Raw genomic sequence first — 18,044 nt, forward strand, 5'->3', positions numbered from 1 at the left:
CCAGCTAACTCTCTTCATTGATTAAAGAAGAGTTGTTGTTCATAGTGTTACTCCACAGTAACACTAATTTTGCTTGTTAGTAAAATGTAACTGAATATGGCATTTGTACCATTAAAACGTTAGAAGCATCATCTTTTTAGGTATGACTGTGGGCCATTACAACTGTAGTGCATCGTCTAGCCATTGGCAGAACTCCTTCTTTCTTAATCCCGTATTCAATACTGCTTGCTGCCTACCCTTTTTAAACACTATAACGGTAGGTACACCGCGGACTCTATATTTAGTCGCAATCGCTTTATTTTGTACACTATTAACACGTAAAAAACGTAGTTTTGACTGACGTTCAGAGGCTACTTTTTCGAAAATTGGTTTAAATGTATTACACGGAGAACAATTAGGCCCCCAAAATGCGACAACGACAGGCTTTGGGCTTAAAACCAATTTGTCGAAATTTTGTGTATTAGCCTCAACAGGTTTCCCGTCAAGTAACGGCTTTCGGCAATATTCACAAGAGACCGTATTAGACAGTGATTGCGGTGAGATCGCATTTGCTTTATTACAGTGTGGGCAATCAACAGTAATTAATTTCATTTATATTTCCATCGCACTCGCCATCGCTGGGTATAAGTGCTTATTCATTTTTAATGCCTAAACAATACTGACCTTGCACAAGCGCATCAAGTCTTTATTCCTCCAGCCTTTGCAATTCTATCCGCTCAAGGTCGTTGTAGAAGGTGAGCAGTTTTGCTCGACTAACATTATATTTAAAATTATTGCTTTCACAAACGTCGACGGAATAATCTTGGTTTTTATAATTTTTGGTTTTGTCGTAGACACAAGTCGCTAACTGCTCACATGCCATATCTCTTTCTGTTCGAAGTAGAGCCCAATGATTAGAGAAATCCTTTAAAGCAAAATTGAGCTGGTTATAATTTTCTGTCGTTATTTCTGGTTTTAATATCACCAATTCACGTTGCCTTTCATTAATAAATTTATCAAAGGAAACGGAAAGATTGGAGACAGAATGGCTATTGCATTCCTCTTCTATAAACTGACTCTGTTGGCTTAAACGATTATTTTCATGAGGTTGAGAGCTGCAAGCAACCAGAAAAAATGAGAAAAAAAAAGAATACGCTTTCATAACACACCACAAAAAGTTAAGAGCATCCAATGCCAAACCAAACTGATTTAATAAGTATCGACGATTTCCACTAAAAAGTATGATTTCCCTTAATAATTCTTACTTTTGGGGCAAGAAATTTAAATATTGAGTGACTCATTATTTATCATAATCATATGTTATTGAACACGTTATTACTCTCCCCTTACTAATAAGTAACGATTTTTCACCTTCTATTTTAAGCTTCAATTTGCTCGCACAAAAAAACCGGAACCTTTCGATTCCGGTTATCTCGTTTAAACAATAGAGCTACTGTGTCGTTTCTACTATTTTGTATTGAATATTTGCTCTGTTTCAAGCTGTGTCATTTGGCGAATCTGACGCCAAACAAAATAGAAAATCCCCATCATCATCAACATTGATGGAATCGCAATTACGGGATAACTCATCAATGTTAAACGACCTAACTCTTCATTAAAGCCTGCTGTACCTGCAGGGCTAGTGACGATAACGGTTGCAAGTATGTAATTCATAACTGATGAAAAAACAAATGTACTCGCAAACAAGTAGTTTGATTGCATTAAACAACGATCAAACTTAGCTTGCTGGTTTGTTTCAGCAAGACGTTCTTTGATGGTCGGTAAATTAAGTACTTTCTCATTTAACAGTAACTTACTCACTACTGGATATTTAGTAAAAGTTGAAATGAACACACCAAGACCAATTAGCCCAGGGATAAATGCTTCTTTAATCGCTAGCCACTTGGTATCAAGCTCTAGCAGTCCAATACCACCCGTGAGTAACACGCTAACGAAGCCAAGTAACGAAATGAAATTGAATTTCTTATATCTAATGAGTTCATAACCACCAAATATAATTGGAAATGCTAATGCTACAACCAGTGCACCTACAGATCCAAGGTATTCATCACCACTCAACTTCATCAAAACCACAGAGGGAATGATAATGTTAAAGATTAAATCACTAAATGGGTTTGCTTTTTTTTCAGCCATAATCTCTTTCTAACATTACTTAAACATTAATTCTTGCCCATTGTTCCGCTATTTTTACGCGCTGTAAAGAAGAAGAGCGTTACAAAGCATGAAGCACCTCTTTAAACGAGTCATAAAATGAAGCAAAACACAGCATGAACGCTAGTCTATAGCTAAGATCTGTTGCTCTTTAAGCATTGTAGTTGTAAATACCACAAAACGTCAGCAGCAACTTTATGAAGGTATAACAATGCCTAAAGAATAAAACGCCTCATTCATAATGCTGAACCATGTGGTAAATACTCGACTAAACGGCCTTTTTTAACAAAAACAATCGACATCTTAAGTCACATTCACTACCGTGCTCAATAATATCAATCTGTTAAGTAAGCATTAGACTATACCCAAGTTACAAACTGGGATGTCTGTTTATACAAACTATTATTCGGCTCAACATAGAAGTACTTTATGTCAATTACAGCATCTAATAACTCGCAACCATTATCACTTCGCGATGCATCCATTTTTAGTTTGTTTTGGCGTTATACCTTGCCAACCATCGCCGCAATGCTTGTTACGGGCATCTATGTTGCCATTGATGGGATGTTTGTTGGGCATTTTATTGGTGAACAAGGGCTAGCGGCTATTATGCTTGGCTACCCTATTGGTTCAACGCTTTATGCCGTTGGTGCAATGATTGGTATGGGGGCGTCAGCGCTTGTATCTATAAAGTTAGGACAAAATGATACCGCCCAAGCACGAAAAATCGTTGGGAATGCGCTCATTCTCAGCATTTTGGCTTCAGCGTTACTCTGTGTTATCGGTCTGTTGTATGGCCGAGATATTCTACTTTGGGTCGGTGCCGAGGGTCTGATTCTTGAAATGGCGTCTGATTATCTATTCTGGTATTTCTTGATGGGATCATTTGCCGTTATCTCTATGGCGTTTTCATCACTTTTGCGAAACGACGGCCAACCCAAGCGTGTCACCTATATTATGATATTCGGTGGTATATTTAACATCGTTTTAGATTGGTTGCTTATCGTTGTTTTTCCTTACGCCTTAACGGGTGCTGCTATTGCGACTATGCTCTCTCAAGCAGCAACTTGCCTACTCTGCTTACAACACTTTTTTAGCGATAAAAGCACGCTACGCATTGGCTGGGACAGTATTTACTTAAAGCTTGATACCGTAATTCAGATATTACGACTGGGTACTTCAAGCTTACTAATGTACTTATACCTATCGGTTGTACTGGTTCTGCACAATAAAGCATTTCTATGGGTTGGTGATGCAATTCATGTTGCTGCTTATGGCATCGTTAGCTATACGGAAGCTTTCTTCTATTTGATTTTTGAAGGCATTGCGCTCGGCATTCAACCCATCACCAGTTACAACACAGGTGCAGGACTTCATGCTCGCGTAATTCAAGCGCGCAATATCGCATTCGGCGTAACACTCTTTATTGCGTTAATTGGTCTCTTGGTTATTTATGGTTTATCCGATTGGGTGGTATACCTGTTTGCGGGGGATAACCCTACGCTTAAACCTGAAGCAATTAATGGTATGTACCGTTATTTCTGGGGATTGCCAATGGAAGGGTTATTACTCGTTGGTGCTACGTACTTCCAATCAATTAACAAAGCGAAAGAAGCATCGATACTCACAGGTGGAAAGCTAATTTTCATTTCAGTTTTTATCTTCGTACTCGCTAAGTATTTTGGCGTAAATGGTGTTTGGGTTGCCTTACCCATTTGCAGCGCAATACTGACAAGTTGGATGATTTACGCGTTAAAGAAGCAATAAGAACAAATGCCGATATTACGAACAATATACCGAAGCAATCGTTTCGCTGTTCGTAATATCGGTAAAGTCTTTCGTAAAACTGAATTTGACGCAACAAAAATATGATATTGCTCACGTTTTATTAGTAAGCTACAAAATACTAATTTTCAACGACGACTGAATGCGTATTATCAGCGTCATCTTTGTCGACTCTGAGTAGTTATCGATGTTTAAAAAAACGCTTATTGCTGTATCACTGGCAGCTACAACCCTTGCTAGCACATCTGCTTTGGCTCTAGAAAAAGTAGATTTATTAATTAAAAATGCAACTGTACTAACCATGAACGAAGACAGAACTGTATTTGACCAAGGCCTTGTTGCGGTTAAAGGTAATAAAATCGTTGCGGTAACTGATGGTAAAGATATAGAAGACTATCAAGCAAAAACAATAATTGATGCTGATGGCGATATCGTAATGCCAGGGCTAATTAATACACATACACACGTTTCGATGACGGTATTTCGCTCGCTAGCCGATGATGTGCCAGATCGTCTACACCGTTATATATTCCCATTAGAAAAGAAACTAGTGTCGCGTGATATGGTACGTATTGGCGCACAACTGGGTAACGTTGAAATGGTAAAAGGTGGCGTAACCACATACGCTGACATGTACTATTTTGAAGATGAAGTAGCAAAAACTGTCGATAAAATTGGCATGCGCGCTATCTTAGGTGAATCCGTCATTAAGTTCCCTGTTGCTGATGCGGCGAATGCTGAAGAAGGCATTCAGTACGCACTGAACTTTATTGAAGAATATAAAGACCATCCTCGTATTACACCGGCTTTTGCCCCTCACGCACCTTATACAAATACTACTGAAATACTTCAAAAAATCACAAAGCTATCATTAGAACATGATGTACCTGTAATGATTCATTTAGCTGAATCTGACCGTGAAAATGAAGTGATTGCAGAACGCAGTGGTGGTAAATCACCTGTTGCTTACATGGCTGACATTGGCGCTTTAACGCCCAACCTTATTGGTGCGCATGTAATCAATGTCGACGACAATGATATTGCTTTACTCAAAAAACATGATGTAGGTGTTGCACATAATATGAGTGCAAATATCAAATCAGCTAAAGGCGTTGCACCCGTTATTAAAATGCAAGAGCAAGGTATTCGTGTTGGTTTAGGTACTGATGGCCCGATGTCTGGTAACACATTAAGTACGATTGATGAATTCAACCAAGTAGCAAAAGTGCATAAATTGGTTAATCATGATCGCGCAGCGATGCCACCATTAAACGTTATCGAAATGGCAACAATTGGTGCAGCCCGTGCATTGCATATGGAAGACACCATTGGATCTCTTGAAAATGGTAAGCTTGCAGATATTATCGTAATTGATACTAAAGCACCTAATATGGTCCCTGTTTACAATCCATATTCTGCTCTAGTTTACTCTGCGTATGCGACTAACGTAAAACACACTATCGTTGACGGTAAATTACTGATGGAAGACCGTAATATGCTGACTGTTGACGAAACGGCTATCCGTAAAGAAGCATTAGAATTTGCCGATAAGGTACGTAAAACAGTTGTAGAAAGTGGTGAAGTGGTTCAGTAATCCCCTTCTTTAACACTCTTTAAGAACAAATGGTCATCGAATAATGACTCAAAATAAAAAAGAGCCTATTGGCTCTTTTTTTATATAATACACAAGAACTTAAATAACACCTAACTCACGTAAACGCTCCATCAAGTATTCATTCGCTGTGTAGCGCTCAGATAGAACAACTTCTGGCTTAGGGTGAAGGAACAAAGGTAAAGAAATACGTGATTTGGTTTTATCTGCACCATCTGGATTCACAACACGGTGTGTTGTAGACGGGAAGTAACCACCAGAAGCTTCTTGCAGCATGTCACCAATATTAATGATCAAATTACCAAAATCACACGGCACGTCTAACCAATCACCTTCTTTAGATTTAACTTGAAGGCCAGGCTCATTTGCAGCAGGTAAGATAGTTAATAAGTTAATATCTTCATGTGCACCAGCACGAATTGCACCCAATTCTTCATCCCCTTTTAATGGTGGATAATGAAGTACACGCAATAACGTTTGAGAGCTATCTTCAACCATACTTGAAAGAGGCTGAGAATATTTATTAGCTACATCTTCTGGAGAGTGCTTTTCTACCCAAGACAATAGCTCACCAGCAAGTTTATTCGCTTCATCGTAATAGTTTTGAAGCTCTTCTTTTAACGCTTCAGGACACTGACCCCAAGGATAGTAATGGAAGTATTCCTTTATATCTTTTTGGGTATGACCTTTTGCCGTTTCAGAAATTTCGGAAGGGAAGAAACCATCTTGAGTTTCTACATTGAAACGAAAAGCATCTTTGTTTTCACTAGCGAAAAAGTTATACCAGTTTTCATAAATAGCACTAACAAGTTTCTGTTGAATAGGATGGTTTTTCAACACACCAAACCCAGTATTTCGTAAAGACTCAACAAAAAGTTCTTCGGCATTATCTGCCGTATAATCTACCGCTTCCAATTTCATAGTATGTTCTTTCTTTGGCTGACTTTATAGGTATATGCGTACATTTTACATACAACAAATATTACACAATTTTTTAATTAAATGAATTCTATTGGCTAACAAGCAGACTAACAAGGTTAAATAAGCAAGATCTCAGGAAACAGTCTGTTTACATCAAGAAACAAACACTTCTAACAGCCAAACGTTTGCTTTACGCCACATCACTGAAGTGAATAAACATTAAATCTGACAAATCATTATGTTAAGTAATGTTTAGACAAAATGGATGCCTTTCATACCACCAATATGTATGTAAAATGAAAAAACCCTACATAATACGTAGGGCACAATAGCAAATAGCCAATAGCCAATAGCCAATAGCCAATAGCCATAGAATTACATCCAAATCACAATGATAAAACCAATGTAGAATGTCTTAACACTTACAAATCTCGCATTAAAATTTCAAACTCTTCTTCAGCGAGTTCAATTAGCATTGATAGTTCTCTTGCATCAGCATTTGATAGTTCCAAATGCCAGTTAACATCATCACTACTCACACTATTTCGACAAACAAGCTCTGTTTTTTCCCCCGTAGAGCTGAACAACAGTTGAGCAAATTCTGCCTGCATCTTATCATCTTCATCTTGAATACTGACTTCTAGCACACCTGTGGGAATGATACATATATTGGCGTGACGGGCTCTGCTATCAAGTAAAATAAATTCTCGATATTCAGCTAACATATTCCTCTCTCCAAATTGAGTTATACCTAACCTATCAAGGCTCCTTAAGTGTAGTGAAAATCAGGCATGCTCAATAAATATTCACAATAAATACACATATATTCCTCACAAAAATGGACTGCAATTACACTGTAAGACAAGAATCCAAGACTTTTTATTCCGTAGTAAAATTCTATGTTTGAGTGATATAGTCAGAAGAATATAAAAGGAAGTAAATATTATGATTGATTTTCGCTCAGACACAGTAACACGCCCATCAGCTTCAATGCTGGAAACAATGATGAAAGCCCCTGTCGGCGACGATGTATATGGTGATGACCCTACAGTAAATGATTTGGAACAGTGGACAGCAGAACGCCATGGCTTTGAAGCGGCTATTTTTTGTAGTTCAGGTACGCAAGCAAACCTATTAGGTTTAATGGCACATTGTGAACGTGGTGATGAGTACCTTTGCGGCCAGCAAGCACACAATTATAAGTTTGAAGGTGGTGGTGCAGCAGTATTAGGTTCTATTCAGCCACAACCTATTGAAAATGAAAAAGACGGTTCAATTTCTATTGATAAACTAAAAGCTGCAATTAAACCAATAGATCCTCACTTTGCACGCACTACCCTACTCAGCCTTGAAAATACCATTAATGGTAAAGTACTGCCGTTATCATATTTGAAAGAAGCACGTGAATTTGTAAATCTGCACGGCTTAAAATTGCATTTAGATGGCGCTCGCGTATATAACGCATCGGTAGCATTAGATGTCGACATTAAAGAGATCTCGCAACACTTCGATTCAATGACAATCTGTTTATCAAAAGGGTTAGGAGCACCGATTGGGTCATTGCTACTAGGCAGCCATGAGTTAATAGCCAAAGCACGTCGTTGGAGAAAAGTATTGGGTGGCGGTATGCGCCAAGCTGGTATTTTAGCGGCAGCAGGAAAAATAGCCCTTACAGAAAATGTTACTCGTTTAGCTGATGATCATGCCAACGCCCGTTATCTTGCACAAGAATTAGCAAAGGTTAACGGTTTTTCAGTTAACCTTGAACATGTTCAAACGAATATGCTTTTTGCTAAGGTTGACTCAACTATCAATCAACAGCAGTTAGTTGATAACTTAAAAGAGCAAGGTATCTTATTTAGCGCGGGGAACCCTATGCGTTTAGTCACTCATTTAGATATAAGCCGAGCAGACATCGATACCTTTATAACGGCGTTAAAGCGCGCTTTATAATATAATTAACTAAGAGATGAGACATAGTTTTAATGCTCATCTCTTTGGTATTTAATTAAAATCGGTATGCAACACTCACGTTTGATAAAGCGTGCCGTGCTTTTACTTCATCATCAATTCGCGTTGGAACTACAAGCCTTAAACCCAACTCCCATTGATGATAATTCACCACCGTACCCACATGTGAATTAAAACCGAAGCCAGAACTTGAAAAGTCTGTTTTATCTCCATTTATATTCTTTACATCGCCATCTGAATATAAATAGTTAACACCTGCCCCAATCTCTACTCGCCAGCTTCGACATGAGCCACACAATTTTTTATGGCCCCATTGATAAAATAATACGGGCGTTAAAGATGCGGAATAACCTTCAAGTTCACCATCAACAAAGTCACTGCTTTTATCATCATAATCTAACTTGAAATAACGAGCATTTATTTCAGTGTGGTATCCCCAACGCGTTTTATCATTAAAATAATAAGGCGATTGAATCAACGTAATTAATGGTGATATTGAAGATGAAGATTTAAATTTAACGTCTTCTAGCGTATTCCCATCTGAGATTTCAACACTTCCCGTCCCACTTGCTATACCAAGCTTAAACGTTGGCATACGGAATATTGTCGCAAGATCCATTGCGGCAACTGACTGTAACGGGCTGAGTAGAATAGTACCAACACATAACAATTCCAATTTTTTCATATGCAATTCCTTCAGCATAAAAACTTGCGGCACAATTCAAATGTAAGAATAACCAGCTGATACCGATCATTTAATAGAACATGACATACAAGAAAACAAAAATCCCTAATCAATTATAGTCTTAATGCGAAAAAGTGATAGACAACCCAAATTTACCAGTGGTAACAATTAAAAAAAGCTGAGTCAAATTACCCAGCTTTTCGATGTTAAACACTCGAACACAACGAGGTATTAGGTAAATAACGCACCATTAATCATAAGGTGCGCAACAATACTGAGCACATACCCTATTGCAATAACAGGCATCCATTTCAAATGTCCAAAAAAGGTATATTTACCATGAGCTGCGCCCATTAAAGCCACACCAGCCGCCGAACCAATTGACAGTAAACTCCCCCCCACACCAGCGGTTAATGTTACTAATAACCAATTACCTATCGACATATCTGGCATCATAGTTAAAACCGCAAACATAACAGGAATGTTATCAACAATTGCCGACAGAATACCAACAACAATATTCGCCCAAATTGGATTCCATTCTGAATACATAACTTCAGATACTGACCCTAAATACCCTAGTAAGCTTAAGCCACCAACACACATTACAACGCCATAGAAAAACAGTAGTGTATCCCACTCGGCATGAGAAACACGCTTAAAGACATCAAATGGAACCACTGATCCTAATCGTTTAAGTGCCGCTTCATCATGTACTTCTAACGCATGGGCTTTTTTCTTTGCTAGTGAACTTGGTAGCGTTTTGCGCAAGAAAAAACCAAAAAACTGTAAATACGCTAATCCCATCATCATGCCTATTACTGGTGGGAAATGTAGTACACCATGGAAGGCAACAGCCGTTGCAATGGTTAATAAGAATAAAAATACAATACGACGCGCACCACGTTTCAATTCAACATGTTCACTTAATGCGTCAGGTTGAATTTTAGGCACGAAGAAAGACATAATAAATGCAGGAATAACGTAGTTCACAACAGAAGGGATAAACAACGCTAAAAATTCATTGAAAGACACCAACCCAGCTTGCCAAACCATTAAGGTTGTAATATCACCAAATGGACTAAACGCACCACCAGCATTAGCAGCGACAACAATATTAATACACGCGAGGTTAATAAACTTCGTATTGGTTCCACCGACTTTCATCACTACCGCACACATTAACAGCGCAGTCGTTAAGTTATCTGCTATCGGTGAAATAAAGAAAGAGAGAATACCGGTAAGCCAAAATAAAGTGCGAAGATTAAATCCTTTGCTCACCATCCAAGCCTGTAAAGCATCGAATAAACGGCGTTCCTCCATTGCACTGATATACGTCATTGCCACTAAAAGGAACAACAGTAATTCTGAGTATTCAAGTAAGTTATGCTCTAACGCTGCTTTTGCGACATCAATTTGCCCTTGTTGTTGAAATACATAACCAATCAACATCCAGATTAAGCCAGCGGCAAGTAAAACAGGTTTTGATTTACGTAATTGTAAATACTCTTCCCCCATAACCAAACAATAAGCCAAACCAAAAATAATCAGTGAAGCATAACCAATTGTTGATTGTGTTAAATCAATAGAAGAGTCAACCGCAAATGCCGGAGGTGCAAAAGCTATCCCTAAAATGATAAATATAAAAGCTCGGATTTTCATATCTGCTCTCAACTCCCTGAGAAATAGTAACTGGTTAAATTCTACATAAATATACATTTCATTAACGTGAGGTAAACCTACAAGCCACAAAAACACTTACACATCCACCACATCAAACACGGTAGCTTTGTATGGCTTTCGAGCGCCATTATGATAAATCTCCCCTTAAGGCTTAACTGTTTATCAAAATTTGAGCCAAACTATTTATCAGAGGGAATAATTAAATGACGTAAGAAAGGACAAGTTTATGACAGAAATAAGCTATTGGTTAGATGGGATTAAAATTTGGTTTCAGCCTAATCAAAGTCAAAATATTAAAATACTTATCGATCATGTAAATCTAGCACCTAGCGCTCTTTTTGATAATGTTGATTCAGATATGAACAGTGAGGCTCTTGCATACTGGTTTGACGCTTGCCAACGTTTAAGTCTCTATTACCAAGATCAAGGCGAGCCAGAAAAAGCATTTTCCTACCTACAATTTGCATATGCAAAGTTACAAGGAATGCTATGTCACCCCTCACACAGTGATGATATAAAACGATGGAGCCTTAAAAAAATAGATCGCATTATTGTAGTAATGGTGGAATTTTGCCAAGTTCAGCAAGAAAAAAAATGGCAGCAAGAAAGTATTCAACTCATTAATCTGCACGTTACTTTTATGGAAGGGCAAAACAATTTAAATCTTGTCTATCGTAATGATTAAATCAATTGAGTAAATTTTTCATACAGTTCGCAAGTTTTTACTAAGCTAAAAGTAGCACTAATTAATTGCTACTTAAGGAAAATAGAGCAATGATAAAAACAACTATTTTAAAACATCTCTCTCTATTTACTCTTGTCACTATGGCCAGCCTACCGTTCTCGGCAAGCGCTGATGTTTTACCTTCACCTCCCGTAATTGACGCAAAAGCTTGGTTATTAATGAGCTATGAATCAGGCCAAGTCATCGCTAGTTTTAATGAAAACGAACCATTGGCCCCTGCCAGCTTAACGAAAATAATGACGTCGTACGTGGTGGGTAAAGAAATAAACGCAGGGCATATCAATAATGATGATCTTGTGATCATCAGTGAGAATGCTTGGGGTAAAAAGTTTCCTGGTTCATCTAAGATGTTTTTAAACATTGGTGATAATGTAACTGTCGACCAACTCAATAAAGGTGTGATTATTTCGTCGGGTAATGATGCTACAGTCGCGTTAGCCGAGCATGTTGCGGGTCACCAAGCAGCTTTTATTGAAATGATGAATCGTCAGGCTGAAGTCATTGGCATGCAAAACACCTATTTCACTAACCCACATGGTTTAGATGCTGACGAACAATTTACAACCGCCTACGACATGGCGATTTTAACCAGAGCATTAATCAAAGAATTACCTGAAATGTACGGGCTATTTAAGGAAAAGTCATTCACCTTTCAGGATATAAAACAAGGAAATAGAAATGGACTATTATGGGATACCACCTTAAATGTAGACGGTGTAAAAACAGGCCATACATCGAAAGCTGGTTATAGTTTAGTATCATCAGCGGAACAAAGCGGCCAACGATTCATTGCCGTCGTAATGGGAACTAAAAGTACAGGAACTAGACGCTCAGAAAGTAAAAAATTACTCACTTGGGGTTTCCGCTTCTATCAAGACCTTACCCCAACGTTTGATGGTAAAGAACTAGAACCAATAAAAGTATGGTACGGATCGCCATCAAAAGTGTCGGTAGAACTAGGTGATGGTGGCATAATCACCGTTCCTCGCCGACAACGTAAGAACCTTGAACATAAGGTATTTTATAATAATAACCTTGAAGCTCCGATCTCTAAAGGCGAGCAAGTTGGTAAAATCGAATGGTACTTAGATGAAGAAATACTCATTGTTCAACCTATTATCGCGATTGAAAATGTTGAAGAAGCCCCTTGGTATGGTGCTGCCGTTGATACAATCTGGCGGCCAATTAGCCAATGGTTTTCCAGTCAAGACTGGGAACCAGAGAAATAGCCTAACGCTGCTCACTTAAAATAACGAATGCCATCCAGTGTTATTAGTTTACTGGGTGGCATAGAAATATCACAGTACTTGAATCCGTTATTATTACTTAATCATCAAACGTTATATCTGCTTCATCATAATCAGCCCAATCATCAAAATCTGACCCACTAAAATCAGAATCTAGAGCTTCCCATGCATTATCTTCAACATAATTAAAATTAGCTTCATCATCAAACATAATATTTCCTTACTAATACTGAATATGGCTTATTGCTGAATATAAAACAACAAGTGCTACTGAATGTCGTCTTCATTATTGTTATAAGCAGTAAAAGTGACGATTACGTGAATGAAGAATGGTAGTTTGATGAAATGTGATTTCTGTATGAAAGGCCACCAAATAAAATCTATGTAATAAAAATGCCTTATTGCAATGCAACTATTGCCCGCAAGAAAAGAACAATACATCACTATTTATTTACAACCTAAAAGTACAAAGGAAATATCATGGTAATAGTACACCCAATATGGTCAATTACAGCAGGTCGTTCACAAGCAAAAATTGGTTTAACGCCTTGCCCTGGTACTAAAGATGCTGATGTTATTGAATCATTAGTAGAGTTCAGACGCTGGGGTGCTTCTGCCATTCTTTCTTTATTGTCTAAGGAAGAAATGGAAAAATTGGATACAGACGCAATTGAGTCTCATGTGATAAAGGCTGGTATGGCTTGGTTTCATTTGTCATTACAAGACAATTACTCACAACAAGAATTAGTAGAAAATAACGTTGAAGAACGCTGGCAGGCAATCAGCCCTTTTATTCATCAACAGTTAGATAATAACAAGTCGGTGATTATTCATTGTCAACGCGGCTCCTCTCGTACAAGCTTGGTTGCAATACGACTACAGCTAGAACGCGGTGTCACCTTTGAAAAGGCTACAGAAGAAGTAATTTCGGTAAGACCAAGTGCACTTGAACCACAAGCACACTTAGCATATATCAATTATTTACACGAAAACCTTTTACTAAATATTTCAAAAGGTATTTTGCAGAAGGCCACATCAGATACTTCGGTAAGCGATAAAAACACACTAACCACTTTGACATAATTAGCTTAAAGCTTATTGCCTATTCATCAAGTTCTGGTCGCATCCATACTGATTTAAAATCAAACCACCCCATCGAATTAGATGTCATTCCTTGGATGGTCCCCGAACTATCGACACCTAACCAATTATGGAATAAAGGGAGTATTTGTCCGCTGTGAACGAGCTTTGTCCCTATTTGCTGGGCAGGAAATTCACCATCTTTATCTGCTCTCCATGCCATTATATCCCGCTCAATTGTATCAAACTCTTCTTTTGGCATTACACGCGATATATGACCGAAATTATAGATCCAGGGTAGTATTGCATCGTTACGGTAATTGCTCAGGCTCATCCCCCCCAACCAAATATCAATCTTATCGGTATGCTTACCCAATAATATATCCGTTGATGTTTGTTCGATAACTTTCAGCTTAACTCCATCTTCAGCGAATAGCTTTCCTATTGTTTCTGCTACATGAGGATAAACCGGATGCTCTTGAGGATAAGCCAGCGTTACAGTACGTTTTGTTGGTGCCGATTCAACAACAGGTACTGATAATACGTGCATCCACCCTGGCAATAAGCCGTAAGCGTTGTTTAATCGAAAGTCACCAATTTTTTCCAGCTCAAGTAGCCGTAAAATATTAATAGGCGCTAAACGAGATTGAAAATACTCAGCCCATTCACGGTTATTCGCCAACCCGCAATTACGGTTAAACAATAAATAGTTACACCCTTCATCTAGCTTTAGGCGTGAAGATACATTGGTTAACTCAAAAGTATTCACGTCCGTTGTTGGTTTAAGATAACAAGCAGTAAAATCGGATAAAATCCAGATATCAACCATATCAATTAACGCACGAAGCCCAAAATATTGATCAAACGCTTCTAATTTAAGACGTTGTTTATCATTCATCGCCACTTTATAAGCGCCGGTACCAACAGGATAAAGTTTATAATCTGGGCGTTGTAACGCATCAGAAGGTTGAATCATTGCAAGTATATTCGTGAGTAAATCGGCTAAACGAAAATCATCTTTACTGAGGTGAATATCAATCACATTAAGGAACGGTGAATCTATCCCTTTTATATGCTTGAAAAGTCGATGAGTTTTAACTTGCTCAAGCGTTGATATAATATCTTTACTTTCCAAAAGCTTGCCATCATGAAACCGAACTGCTGGGCGAATATAAAAACGCCAATGCCTAGGTGTTAACGCCTCCCAGTGATGCGCTAAATCCCCTTCGACTTCCTCTTTTTCCTCATTAATCCGAGTTAACCCATTAAAAATCTGACGAACAAGGTGCTGTTCAGACCGTCGTAATGGCAAAAGAGGGTTAATATTATTAAAGGGGCGGTAATAAGGAAGCCGGACAATCTGCTTACCCTTTTGAGTTGTTACACCCAATTGCTCTTGAATCAACAGTACGAGTTTATCTGCATTGTGATCAAGTGCAGCCAAAGCAGGTTCTAACTTGCCTTCCGCGACAAGTTTTCTTGCATGTAAAACCTGTAACTCACTGTCACTGCTATGAAATTTTAAGCGTGACTTTTTCCCACGCCCTACTGCTGGTTCCCAATCAATCCAGCCCTTTTCGACCATTTTATTCATGACCATACGCACATTACGTCGAGTACAAAATAGAACTTCAGCTATTACCTGTAAGTTCGTTTCACTATCCTCACCAGAGAAGTGATTGTACAAACGTTGAAATTGTAACTTGAGGCGTTGACCTGTCATAAAAGGGGAACCTTCTTTATGGTTTTCTTCTGTTTTAACCTTCCTATTTTAACGTAAAAATAGACCCGAATAAAAACAATAGGACATAAATTATGAAAAGTTTTTTCTGGAAGTTTTTCATGAACAGTAAAAAGTTCGATCATAAATACTTACCGAAACAAGAACACCGCTTAGCGATACTTCGCTCGGTATGCCAATGGGATATTGATAAAATTGATGCTAAAGAATACCAGTCGCATTTCTAACGAATAACAATACACAGTAACCTTTCCCCCAAAAGCTGTTACTCCTGAGCGGTTAGAGACTGTAAATCATTCTGTATAACTCACACCTTTCAGCCAGCTCTTGTAGCTGGCTATTTTATTCCATGCTAAAAGTAAAGCGCCTTTAACTCAGTTAATGTGAGTTAAAGACACTTTAGATATGTTGCAATGATGATTAATCAATAAGCTCAAATAACGGCAGTGCCATTACATTATACTTTGTCTTTTGTTAATTCATCACAAACAGCTTGCAGTCGAATAATCTCTTCATTTTGCTGTTGTTCTGTATTCTGAACATGATTAAGTGCCTCAGTTAGCGTATTAACCTGTGCTTGCAATGCACTGTTAGCCCCTTCAAGTTCTTTTCCATGTGTTAACGAATCACTTAATTCACTATTAAGCTGTTGCACTTTTTTTGCACTTTCTTCAAATTCTGCTTTTTGCTTTCGAGCATTACGTTGCGCAGCTTGCTTTGCTTTTACAGCTTTATCCAATGTTAAATTGTGTGCTTCAAATTGATTTCTATTTTCTATAATTTTCTTTTTTAAGATCTTAATTGATTCTTGGTAAATCGCATCTTCACTACTGACTTGCTGCTTTTCAGCTTCATACTGTTTAACTAATTTCACTTCAGCCTGAGTACCTAGCCCCATCACAACACGCCATGCATCAAACATTGTATTGTGAGCGTGATTCATCGCATCAAACGGAAATATTAATCCGCTTTTAGGAGCCATACTTTTTTCAGCCATAGCAACCTCAAACTCTTTCAGCACAGAAAGAGTATTGTTGTAGCTACTCAAAAATGGATTATTTGATAATGAATTTATAAATGTTTGATCTTTCAATTCTGCATCCATGTAAGAATTCCCTAATAAAATAACTGGCAATATCAATAATATTTCTAACAACTAAAATACGTAACTACATTGCATAAAAATAGAACTAACACAGCGTACTCGGCATAAAATATCAAAATAGCACTCTGCAGCACGCCATCAAACAGATTATGCAACTAATACCTTAACGTTACATGCTAAACCCTTTCTATGACGATTTATAGACATAAAATTAAAGCTAAAACTCTATATTTAGTCTTTCTTACATCAATATTGGTAAGTAAATGGTCATTAATTTTTTAAATAGTCACGCTACACTTTCGTTATCAAGACGAACGTTATGTCATTCTTTGCATATTGTTACTCACATGGATGTAGATAAATTACCGATCATTGGAGCTGTACATTAATCGCTGATTTACTTGATTTCTCACGCCATACTCGGTAGAAAGCCCTTTATGCTTTAAAACGACAGAAAGAATATGACTGACTGTACCCATGCTGATGCAACGATAAATACCCAAAATACATTAAATACTGACACGCTTAAAATGAATAACTCACTCAACCAAAGTCAACAAATTCAAAACCAACAAGCTGATGTTTTTTCAACGCTAATGCATAGCCGTCGTTCTGTTCGAAAGTATGATCAAACAGCTAATTTTGATCATGATGCCGTTGCTCGAGCCTTAACCCTCACAACGCTTTCGCCCAATAGCTCTAACATGCAACTTTGGGAATTTCATCGCGTTGTCAGTGATGATAAACGTATGACACTCGCATCATATTGCATGGGACAAAATGCAGCAAAAACAGCGAATGAATTAGTAGCCTTTGTTGTTACGCCGTACAAATGGAAAAAAAGAGCAGCGATGAATGCCAATCAAATACGCGAGGCATTCGATGGTAGAGAAGATGAAACATCGAAACGCGCCCTTAAATATTATGAAAAACTAATCCCATTTGTATATAACAACGATCGCTTTGGCCTGTTTGGATTAGTCCGTAAAGCCATCAGTTACTTCCTTGGTCGCAATAAACCAATGGTACGAGAAGTCAGTAAAGCAGATGTACGTGTATGCCTTCATAAAAGTAGTTCATTAGCCGCTATGACCTTTATGACGGCAATGCGCGCAGAAGGTTATGACACGTGCCCAATGGAAGGCTTTGATTCAATACGTGCAAAGCAGCTATTAGGCTTACCTAAAGCAGCAGAGATAACAATGATAATAAGCTGCGGTAAACGCCTTGAGGAAGGGATCTATGGTGAGCGTCACCGGGTTAATAATCAAGATGTCATCATTAACCATTAAGAAGTTACCCTTTATATAAATATCCA

General features: G+C 38.1%; 18 protein-coding genes. 8 read left to right on the forward strand and 10 right to left on the reverse strand.

The window, feature by feature from the left end:
* Nucleotides 1-156: 156 nt before the first annotated feature.
* From trxC to C9J48_RS11415, 3 genes are all read right to left on the reverse strand, one after another.
* Nucleotides 157-591 (reverse strand): thioredoxin TrxC, encoded by a 435-nt coding sequence (trxC, locus tag C9J48_RS11405; protein WP_006229658.1) that lies wholly within the window; start codon nucleotides 589-591, stop codon nucleotides 157-159.
* Nucleotides 592-685: 94 nt separating this feature from the next.
* Nucleotides 686-1,141 carry a hypothetical protein gene (locus C9J48_RS11410; RefSeq protein ID WP_006229657.1) on the reverse strand — a complete coding sequence of 152 codons (456 nt, stop codon included), beginning with the start codon at nucleotides 1,139-1,141 and terminating at the stop codon, nucleotides 686-688.
* Nucleotides 1,142-1,446: 305 nt separating this feature from the next.
* A complete protein-coding gene (locus tag C9J48_RS11415; protein WP_006229656.1) occupies nucleotides 1,447-2,133 on the reverse strand; it encodes a VC0807 family protein in 687 nt (228 codons plus the stop codon).
* A 447-nt stretch (nucleotides 2,134-2,580) separates the two neighbouring features.
* On the opposite strand from C9J48_RS11415, the gene C9J48_RS11420 reads away from it, so the two are divergent.
* A complete protein-coding gene (locus C9J48_RS11420; protein ID WP_006229655.1) occupies nucleotides 2,581-3,918 on the forward strand; it encodes an MATE family efflux transporter in 1,338 nt (445 codons plus the stop codon).
* A gap of 205 nt (nucleotides 3,919-4,123) precedes the next feature.
* Complete coding sequence (locus C9J48_RS11425; RefSeq protein ID WP_006229654.1) at nucleotides 4,124-5,530, forward strand: amidohydrolase; 1,407 nt, start codon at nucleotides 4,124-4,126, stop codon at nucleotides 5,528-5,530.
* Between the two features lie 99 nt (nucleotides 5,531-5,629).
* On the opposite strand, the gene C9J48_RS11430 is transcribed toward C9J48_RS11425, so the two are convergent.
* Complete coding sequence (locus C9J48_RS11430) at nucleotides 5,630-6,469, reverse strand: isopenicillin N synthase family dioxygenase (RefSeq protein WP_006229653.1); 840 nt, start codon at nucleotides 6,467-6,469, stop codon at nucleotides 5,630-5,632.
* Between the two features lie 422 nt (nucleotides 6,470-6,891).
* On the reverse strand, nucleotides 6,892-7,194 hold the full coding sequence (locus tag C9J48_RS11435) for a hypothetical protein (RefSeq protein WP_006229652.1): 303 nt from the start codon (nucleotides 7,192-7,194) through the stop codon (nucleotides 6,892-6,894).
* A 220-nt stretch (nucleotides 7,195-7,414) separates the two neighbouring features.
* On the opposite strand from C9J48_RS11435, the gene ltaE reads away from it, so the two are divergent.
* A complete protein-coding gene (gene ltaE, locus C9J48_RS11440) occupies nucleotides 7,415-8,422 on the forward strand; it encodes a low-specificity L-threonine aldolase (RefSeq protein WP_006229651.1) in 1,008 nt (335 codons plus the stop codon).
* A gap of 55 nt (nucleotides 8,423-8,477) precedes the next feature.
* On the opposite strand, the gene C9J48_RS11445 is transcribed toward ltaE, so the two are convergent.
* Together C9J48_RS11445 and nhaD are read right to left on the reverse strand one after the other, a co-directional pair.
* Nucleotides 8,478-9,125, reverse strand: a complete 648-nt coding sequence (locus tag C9J48_RS11445) for a hypothetical protein (protein ID WP_006229650.1) — start codon at nucleotides 9,123-9,125, stop codon at nucleotides 8,478-8,480.
* A gap of 231 nt (nucleotides 9,126-9,356) precedes the next feature.
* Nucleotides 9,357-10,787, reverse strand: a complete 1,431-nt coding sequence (gene nhaD / locus C9J48_RS11450; protein WP_006229649.1) for a sodium:proton antiporter NhaD — start codon at nucleotides 10,785-10,787, stop codon at nucleotides 9,357-9,359.
* A gap of 247 nt (nucleotides 10,788-11,034) precedes the next feature.
* On the opposite strand from nhaD, the gene C9J48_RS11455 reads away from it, so the two are divergent.
* Complete coding sequence (locus C9J48_RS11455; protein ID WP_006229648.1) at nucleotides 11,035-11,493, forward strand: hypothetical protein; 459 nt, start codon at nucleotides 11,035-11,037, stop codon at nucleotides 11,491-11,493.
* Between the two features lie 89 nt (nucleotides 11,494-11,582).
* Nucleotides 11,583-12,782 carry a D-alanyl-D-alanine carboxypeptidase family protein gene (locus C9J48_RS11460; protein ID WP_006229647.1) on the forward strand — a complete coding sequence of 400 codons (1,200 nt, stop codon included), beginning with the start codon at nucleotides 11,583-11,585 and terminating at the stop codon, nucleotides 12,780-12,782.
* 97 nt (nucleotides 12,783-12,879) lie between these two features.
* On the opposite strand, the gene C9J48_RS28240 is transcribed toward C9J48_RS11460, so the two are convergent.
* Nucleotides 12,880-13,011 carry a hypothetical protein gene (locus C9J48_RS28240; RefSeq protein WP_006229646.1) on the reverse strand — a complete coding sequence of 44 codons (132 nt, stop codon included), beginning with the start codon at nucleotides 13,009-13,011 and terminating at the stop codon, nucleotides 12,880-12,882.
* Nucleotides 13,012-13,280: 269 nt separating this feature from the next.
* Here C9J48_RS28240 and C9J48_RS11465 point away from each other — a divergent pair, with 269 nt between their 5' ends.
* Nucleotides 13,281-13,883 carry a protein-tyrosine phosphatase family protein gene (locus C9J48_RS11465; protein ID WP_006229645.1) on the forward strand — a complete coding sequence of 201 codons (603 nt, stop codon included), beginning with the start codon at nucleotides 13,281-13,283 and terminating at the stop codon, nucleotides 13,881-13,883.
* A gap of 19 nt (nucleotides 13,884-13,902) precedes the next feature.
* Here the strand turns inward: C9J48_RS11465 and sgrR are convergent, their stop codons facing one another.
* Nucleotides 13,903-15,603 (reverse strand): HTH-type transcriptional regulator SgrR, encoded by a 1,701-nt coding sequence (gene sgrR, locus C9J48_RS11470; protein ID WP_006229644.1) that lies wholly within the window; start codon nucleotides 15,601-15,603, stop codon nucleotides 13,903-13,905.
* 92 nt (nucleotides 15,604-15,695) lie between these two features.
* Here sgrR and sgrT point away from each other — a divergent pair, with 92 nt between their 5' ends.
* Entirely contained in the window at nucleotides 15,696-15,848 is a 153-nt protein-coding gene (gene sgrT, locus C9J48_RS27895) for a glucose uptake inhibitor SgrT (protein ID WP_006229643.1), read from the forward strand.
* A gap of 230 nt (nucleotides 15,849-16,078) precedes the next feature.
* Here the strand turns inward: sgrT and C9J48_RS11475 are convergent, their stop codons facing one another.
* The gene (locus C9J48_RS11475) at nucleotides 16,079-16,777 is read right to left on the reverse strand and encodes a hypothetical protein (protein ID WP_242610804.1); all 699 of its coding nucleotides are present in this window, start codon (nucleotides 16,775-16,777) and stop codon (nucleotides 16,079-16,081) included.
* A gap of 545 nt (nucleotides 16,778-17,322) precedes the next feature.
* On the opposite strand from C9J48_RS11475, the gene C9J48_RS11480 reads away from it, so the two are divergent.
* The gene (locus C9J48_RS11480) at nucleotides 17,323-18,018 is read left to right on the forward strand and encodes a nitroreductase family protein (protein ID WP_036803007.1); all 696 of its coding nucleotides are present in this window, start codon (nucleotides 17,323-17,325) and stop codon (nucleotides 18,016-18,018) included.
* Nucleotides 18,019-18,044: the final 26 nt, after the last annotated feature.

The organism is Photobacterium profundum, assembly GCF_003026285.1.
GTDB classification, from domain to species: domain Bacteria; phylum Pseudomonadota; class Gammaproteobacteria; order Enterobacterales; family Vibrionaceae; genus Photobacterium; species Photobacterium profundum.

Bases quoted from the DNA above. Each gene is read 5' to 3' on its own strand.
- trxC (WP_006229658.1), bottom strand. From the start codon at position 591: ATGAAATTAATTACTGTTGATTGCCCACACTGTAATAAAGCAAATGCG.
- C9J48_RS11410 (WP_006229657.1), bottom strand. From the start codon at position 1,141: ATGAAAGCGTATTCTTTTTTTTTCTCATTTTTTCTGGTTGCTTGCAGC.
- C9J48_RS11415 (WP_006229656.1), bottom strand. From the start codon at position 2,133: ATGGCTGAAAAAAAAGCAAACCCATTTAGTGATTTAATCTTTAACATT.
- C9J48_RS11420 (WP_006229655.1), top strand. From the start codon at position 2,581: ATGTCAATTACAGCATCTAATAACTCGCAACCATTATCACTTCGCGAT.
- C9J48_RS11425 (WP_006229654.1), top strand. From the start codon at position 4,124: ATGTTTAAAAAAACGCTTATTGCTGTATCACTGGCAGCTACAACCCTT.
- C9J48_RS11430 (WP_006229653.1), bottom strand. From the start codon at position 6,469: ATGAAATTGGAAGCGGTAGATTATACGGCAGATAATGCCGAAGAACTT.
- C9J48_RS11435 (WP_006229652.1), bottom strand. From the start codon at position 7,194: ATGTTAGCTGAATATCGAGAATTTATTTTACTTGATAGCAGAGCCCGT.
- ltaE (WP_006229651.1), top strand. From the start codon at position 7,415: ATGATTGATTTTCGCTCAGACACAGTAACACGCCCATCAGCTTCAATG.
- C9J48_RS11445 (WP_006229650.1), bottom strand. From the start codon at position 9,125: ATGAAAAAATTGGAATTGTTATGTGTTGGTACTATTCTACTCAGCCCG.
- nhaD (WP_006229649.1), bottom strand. From the start codon at position 10,787: ATGAAAATCCGAGCTTTTATATTTATCATTTTAGGGATAGCTTTTGCA.
- C9J48_RS11455 (WP_006229648.1), top strand. From the start codon at position 11,035: ATGACAGAAATAAGCTATTGGTTAGATGGGATTAAAATTTGGTTTCAG.
- C9J48_RS11460 (WP_006229647.1), top strand. From the start codon at position 11,583: ATGATAAAAACAACTATTTTAAAACATCTCTCTCTATTTACTCTTGTC.
- C9J48_RS28240 (WP_006229646.1), bottom strand. From the start codon at position 13,011: ATGTTTGATGATGAAGCTAATTTTAATTATGTTGAAGATAATGCATGG.
- C9J48_RS11465 (WP_006229645.1), top strand. From the start codon at position 13,281: ATGGTAATAGTACACCCAATATGGTCAATTACAGCAGGTCGTTCACAA.
- sgrR (WP_006229644.1), bottom strand. From the start codon at position 15,603: ATGACAGGTCAACGCCTCAAGTTACAATTTCAACGTTTGTACAATCAC.
- sgrT (WP_006229643.1), top strand. From the start codon at position 15,696: ATGAAAAGTTTTTTCTGGAAGTTTTTCATGAACAGTAAAAAGTTCGAT.
- C9J48_RS11480 (WP_036803007.1), top strand. From the start codon at position 17,323: ATGCATAGCCGTCGTTCTGTTCGAAAGTATGATCAAACAGCTAATTTT.